This window comes from Pseudomonas sp. NPDC087598, from assembly GCF_044743525.1.
Lineage (GTDB): Bacteria > Pseudomonadota > Gammaproteobacteria > Pseudomonadales > Pseudomonadaceae > Aquipseudomonas.
The window spans coordinates 9,665-15,336 of the sequence record NZ_JBIUWQ010000019.1 but is presented as its reverse complement, the minus strand read 5'-3'; the positions used below and the strand labels follow the sequence as shown (position 1 = coordinate 15,336).

Here is a 5,672-nt window from a genome sequence, read left to right as displayed (position 1 = left end):
GACGTTGAAACCTTGCGTTCCCTGGAAGAAGCCCTGCTGGACTTCCCGGGCGCCGCCATTGTGATCTCTCACGATCGGTGGTTCCTTGACCGCGTCGCGACTCACATCCTCGCGTACGAAGACGACTCGCAAGCTATCTTCTTCGAAGGTAACTACACCGAGTACGAAGCCGATCGTAAAAAGCGTCTCGGCGAAGCGGCTGCCCAGCCGCACCGTGTACGTCACAAGAAACTGGCCTGATATCGGGGTTGGTTGCACAAAGAGCGGAGCCTTCGGGCTCCGTTTTTTTTGCCCGGGTTTTTTCAGATGGACAGTGGTGACCCCTTCGCGAGCAGGCTCGCTCCCACAGGGGAATGCATTTCAAATGTGGGAGCGAGCCTGCTCGCGAAAGCGGAATAATTGTTGGTGCAAATCTTGGATTGGTACTCCCCATTCAGGTGCAAAAGAGGGGCAAAAACCTGCCTGATTTATATCCTGTGCACCATTTAATTTCATAACTGCGACATTTTGCGCTGTTCCTGTGCGCAATTCGTTTGTTACAGTCCGGCTCAATCTCTTCCAACGACAATAAATTTGCCGAGACTTTTCCCATGATCGAATCCGTCGAATCCTTCCTTGCCCGACTGAAAAAACGCGACCCGGATCAACCCGAATTCCACCAGGCCGTCGAAGAAGTCCTGCGCAGTCTGTGGCCGTTTCTCGAAGCCAATCCGCATTACCTGACCTCGGGGATTCTGGAGCGCATCTGCGAGCCGGAGCGGGCGGTGGTGTTCCGCATGTCTTGGGTCGACGATCAGGGCAAAGTCCAGGTCAATCGCGGTTTTCGCATCCAGATGAACAGCGCCATCGGCCCCTACAAGGGCGGTTTGCGCTTCCATCCTTCGGTGAACATGGGCGTGCTGAAATTCCTCGCTTTCGAACAGACCTTCAAGAACTCCCTGACTTCGCTACCAATGGGCGGCGGCAAGGGCGGTTCGGACTTTGATCCGAAGGGCAAGAGCGACGCCGAAGTCATGCGTTTCTGCCAGGCGTTCATGAGCGAGTTGTACCGCCACATCGGCGCGGACGTTGACGTACCGGCCGGTGATATCGGCGTTGGCGCGCGCGAGATCGGCTTCCTCTTCGGCCAGTACAAACGCCTGAGCAACCAGTTCACCAGCGTGCTGACCGGCAAAGGCATGACTTACGGCGGCAGCCTGATTCGTCCGGAAGCCACCGGTTTTGGTTGCGTATATTTCGCCGAAGAAATGCTCAAGCGCCGCGGGCAAACCGTTGAAGGCAAACGCGTGGCGATCTCCGGTTCCGGAAACGTTGCGCAGTACGCGGCGCGCAAGGTCATGGATCTGGGCGGCAAGGTGATTTCCCTGTCCGACTCGGAAGGCACGCTGTACTGCGAATCGGGTTTGAGCGAGGAGCAATGGCTGGCGCTACTGGAATTGAAAAACGTCAAGCGCGGGCGGATCAGCGAACTGGCGACAGCATTTGGCTTGGAGTTCCGCGCTGCTCAGCTTCCCTGGTCGCTGCCGTGCGACATCGCGCTGCCCTGCGCTACGCAGAACGAACTCGACGCTGAAGCCGCGCGCACTTTGCTGCGCAACGGCTGTGTGTGCGTGGCCGAAGGCGCGAACATGCCGACCACGCTGGAGGCTGTGGATATCTTCATCGAGGCGGGGATTCTGTTCGCGCCGGGCAAGGCATCGAATGCCGGCGGCGTGGCGGTGAGCGGTCTGGAGATGTCGCAGAACGCCATGCGCCTGCTGTGGACGGCGGGCGAGGTGGACAGCAAGCTCCACGCGATCATGCAATCGATCCATCATGCCTGCGTGCATTACGGCGAAGAGAACGGCCGAATCAACTACGTCAAAGGCGCGAACATCGCCGGCTTCGTCAAAGTCGCCGATGCGATGTTGGCGCAGGGCGTGGTTTAAGCCGGTTCGATGCGGATCACTTCAATCACTTGATCGCCAGCGGGGCGCTGCCACAGCACTTCATCGTTGAGTCGGGCGCCAAGCAATGCCCGGCCCAGCGGTGAGCCCCAATTGATCAGGCCTTGGCTGGCGTCGGCCTGATCTTCGCCGACCAGTTGCACCCGGCGTTCGGTGTTGTGTTCGTCGGCGTAGGTCACCCAACTGCCAATCTGCACCTTGTCGGTGGAGGTTGCGGCGACGGCCACCTGAGCGCTGCTCAGGCGCTGATTTAAGTAACGCAGATCACGCTCCAGATCGGCCTGACGTTGTTTGTCGGCCTGATCACCTTTGGCCGATTGTTCGGCATGCAGGCTTTGCAGTTCGGTGACTTTTGCCTGCAACTGCGCCAGACCTTGTGGCGTGACGTAATTGGGCTGTTCGCTGACGTGGCGCTCGACCGGTTGATCGGCTTGCGCGGCGGCGTTGTCTTCGTTGACGAAAGCGCGGCTCATGGTGTCCTCCTCTGTATAAAGAGTCTGGCCATGGTCGCAGGCATTTGGTTTCACTGAATGTCTGGAAGCGACCTATTGCGAGCGATAGGCCCGCCCGGCGTCTTGATCTTTCTGTTGCTGCCAGGCGCGCTCGCGTTCGTCCCTGTGTTCGTTGCGATAGTCTTCGCGATCCTTGTTTTCCAGCATCGCCTGACACTGGCGGAAGCCGTCGGTCCAGCCTTCGGCGTACTGCTTGTCCTTGAGATAGCGTGGCACGTTCTTGCGAAACTCGCCGCTGATCGAGCCGGCAGCCTGTCGGCCACTGATACAACCGTCATCGAAACCGTCGGCGAAGGCCGGTGGATAACCCTTGGCGATCAGATCTTCATGGGTGGTCTGGCAACCACCCAACAACAGCAACACCCCCAGCAAACCGGCACACCGCCACATCGCACTCTCCCGCGCCGGCTCTCGGCTGATAGGGAAAGTCTAGAAGGGGATTCATGAGGCGGCTGTCGTAGGCGTGTGAAAAATCCATCAGCACCACTAATCCAAATGTGGGAGCGAGCCTGCTCGCGAAAGCGGTGGGTCAGTCACCCTCAGTGCTAAATGACACACCGCTTTCGCGAGCAGGCTCGCTCCCACACGGTTTATCTGTCGGGCTTTAGATCAGTAGTGATACCACTTCACTTCGAGCATGACCTCGGTTTCCGGTGTCGCTACATGATTGAACTCGCGCTGCGCACTCAGGCGCAACCCAAGGTTGCGCGACAACTCCCACTGCTGATTCAGGCTCAAGCTACGACGCACTTCGCCGTTGGTGAAGTAATCGCCCTTGGCCTCCACACTGAGGTTGCCCAGCGGGTTTTTCCACAGCACGCCGCTGTTGAAACCGGCCGCCGGGGCGATGAAGCCGGCGAAATCGTTGTTATGTTCGACCCGCACCGTGCCGAGGGCAAAACCCAGCACATCGTCACCCAGCGCCCAGGTGCCGCCACCGCCGCCATTGACATGGCTGACCAGCGTCTCGTCATCATGCTTGCCCGGCACCCGCTCAAGGCCGCCGGTGACTTGCCACGACAGCGGCTGAAGCAACTCGTTACGCGGCGTCAGCGAGCGAATGGTTGCGAGATCGAGTTGCTGGAATTGCCAGTGATTGCCTTCGTACTGGCGCAGTTTCATCTGCAGGATTTCGATCTGCGCACCGAGCGGGAAACTTTCGGCGTTGTCATTCAGGTCGTGGTAAGCCATGCGCAAGCCATATTCGCCGAACGCACGATCGCCACGTGTGCCCAGACCGGCCTGCCAGGTGCGTGATTCATGGCCATCTTCCGGTAGACCGGGTTGCGGGATTTGCAGATCCGGTGCCGGGTTTTTGTTGATTGCGCGCAGCAGTTCGAAACTGCGTTGTGCCCGTTGCGGATCGCGTTCCTGACCATTGGCGCGATAGCGTTCCAAGCGGTAAGCCGCGTCGATGATCAAGGCTTGGCGATCACGGGGCAGAGCCTTGAAGGCCGGGTCTAGCAACTGCTGTTGATCGGCGCTGACCTTCAGGACCCATTGCTGTTCTTCGCCACTCAGCGGCTCGGCACGGCTGAGCAGTTCGCGTTCACGGGAAGGGCGGTATTCGATGCTTTCCACCAGTCCGGCCTCTTTCACCGCTTTGACCGTGTCGGTGGGGATCGCGGTCAGCGGGAATTGCTCAGTCAGGCGTAGGCTTGGGCGCGCCACTTGCAGCAGTTCGAGCAAACGGTAAGAGCAGTTTTCGTCGAAGAAAAAATAGTCGAACTGGATCTGCTTCAACTCCCACACATGCTCGACCATGCGCGCGGTTTCTTCTTGCGTCAGGTTCAGCCGGTATTCCCACAGGTCGCGGTTTTCCAGGCTGCGATATTCGGAGAGTTTTTCCTGGTATGGCACCAGCGCGAACAGGCCGGGATAGCCGCCCATCAAGCCTTTCCAGGCGTACAGAATGCTGTTGTCGGAACCCTCGATGTAGGCGCCGAAGTTGATCGCGTAACTGAGCAGCGAGGTCTTGTCGCTTTGCACGTCAGCCTGATCGATGCGCAGCAGGGTATGGCCGAACATGGATGACGGGCTGTTCAGATAAGCCGCCGGGAAGATCATCACCGCGCTGTGCGGCGAGACGTCCTTGAACCATTTCTTGTATTTGGCGCATTCCGGCGTCGGCAGATCGGTGAGGTCGAGCTGCGCCTTCAGCCAACGAGTACGCGCCGGATAAACACATTGTGCGTGTTGTTCGCCGAGGCTGGCCGGGGCGTACAACGCTTGCACGGTCGCAGCCAGTTCGTGATCGGGGTGTTCATTGCCATCGGCTGCGAGAAAGAATTTCTTGTCGCTGACATAGCTGCGCCAGCCGCCGAGTTTGGCGGTTTCGTAATGACCGAGGGAAATCCAGAAGCGGTCGTTGGCCAGTTGCTGCAAACGTTGAGGGTCGATGTTTGGCGCGGCGGACAGCGGGGCGCAGACACAGAGCGCCAGCCAGGCAAGGCGTTTGAGCATAGGTGGCAACTTAACTCGAAAGAAAACAAAACCCTGGGCAGTTAATACCGGTCAGTCAATTCTGTACCGAACCTGTGGCGAGGGAGCTTGCTCCCGCTGGAATGCGCAGCGCTCCCGGTTTTTAAGCGCGGGGCCGCTTCGCGCCCCAGCGGGAGCAAGCTCCCTCGCCACAGGGTTCAGCGCATGTCTTAACTGAACTGGCATCGCTCAAAAAGGGCGGGCCATAAAAAATAAAACCCGCTTCCCGAAAGAAGCGGGTGGGGTCGAGCTTAAGCCTGCGTTGCGTACTTGGCCAGACGTGGGTCTGATTTCAGCACGGCCAGGGTGTTGGTATGCACGTCTTCAGCGGTTACGTCAGCCTTGCTGAAGATCTGCTGGAAGTGCTCGTGAGTCACGGCAGCGAAGTGCGCACGGTCTTCCGGCGCCACGCCCAATACCACGGCATAGGTCGTCAGCGCTTCGCCGTTGCCCTTGGCCATGTCTTCGGACAGCTCGTTCATCATGCCATTCATGGCAAACCAGGATTTGCCGCCGTAGGTCAGCGATGCGTTGGTCGAGCAACCGTTGGTGCCGGATGTCATGCCGAAAGTGGCGTTACCGGAAGTGCCGTTGGTGGTGGAAGCAAGGAAGTGCGCCGGGGTGCCACGCTGACCTTCGAACAGCATGTTGCCCCAACCGCAATCCGGGCCGCCTGGAGCTAGCGCCATTGCGTTGATGGATACAGCGGTGAAGAGAGTACCGAGCCGAATCC

General features: G+C 58.9%; 5 protein-coding genes and 1 pseudogene. 2 read left to right on the top strand and 4 right to left on the bottom strand.

Translation table 11 applies throughout. The features are described from left to right. Together ACIOWE_RS12835 and gdhA are read left to right on the top strand one after the other, a co-directional pair. A pseudogene (locus ACIOWE_RS12835) lies at positions 1-240 on the top strand (energy-dependent translational throttle protein EttA); the annotation flags it as partial. 350 nt (positions 241-590) lie between these two features. Then, positions 591-1,928: an NADP-specific glutamate dehydrogenase gene (gdhA, locus tag ACIOWE_RS12830; RefSeq protein WP_401391678.1), complete on the top strand. Its 1,338-nt coding sequence runs from the start codon at positions 591-593 to the stop codon at positions 1,926-1,928. Here the strand turns inward: gdhA and ACIOWE_RS12825 are convergent. The 4 genes from ACIOWE_RS12825 to ACIOWE_RS12810 form a co-directional block, all read right to left on the bottom strand. Continuing rightward, positions 1,925-2,419 (bottom strand): GreA/GreB family elongation factor, encoded by a 495-nt coding sequence (locus tag ACIOWE_RS12825; protein WP_401391675.1) that lies wholly within the window; start codon positions 2,417-2,419, stop codon positions 1,925-1,927. The genes gdhA and ACIOWE_RS12825 overlap by 4 nt on opposite strands. A gap of 72 nt (positions 2,420-2,491) precedes the next feature. Next, positions 2,492-2,848: a hypothetical protein gene (locus ACIOWE_RS12820; RefSeq protein ID WP_401391672.1), complete on the bottom strand. Its 357-nt coding sequence runs from the start codon at positions 2,846-2,848 to the stop codon at positions 2,492-2,494. 219 nt (positions 2,849-3,067) lie between these two features. Then, positions 3,068-4,921 (bottom strand): DUF4105 domain-containing protein, encoded by a 1,854-nt coding sequence (locus tag ACIOWE_RS12815; RefSeq protein WP_401391669.1) that lies wholly within the window; start codon positions 4,919-4,921, stop codon positions 3,068-3,070. A 269-nt stretch (positions 4,922-5,190) separates the two neighbouring features. Then, positions 5,191-5,670 (bottom strand): DUF3015 domain-containing protein, encoded by a 480-nt coding sequence (locus tag ACIOWE_RS12810; protein ID WP_401391666.1) that lies wholly within the window; start codon positions 5,668-5,670, stop codon positions 5,191-5,193. Positions 5,671-5,672 lie beyond the last annotated feature (2 nt).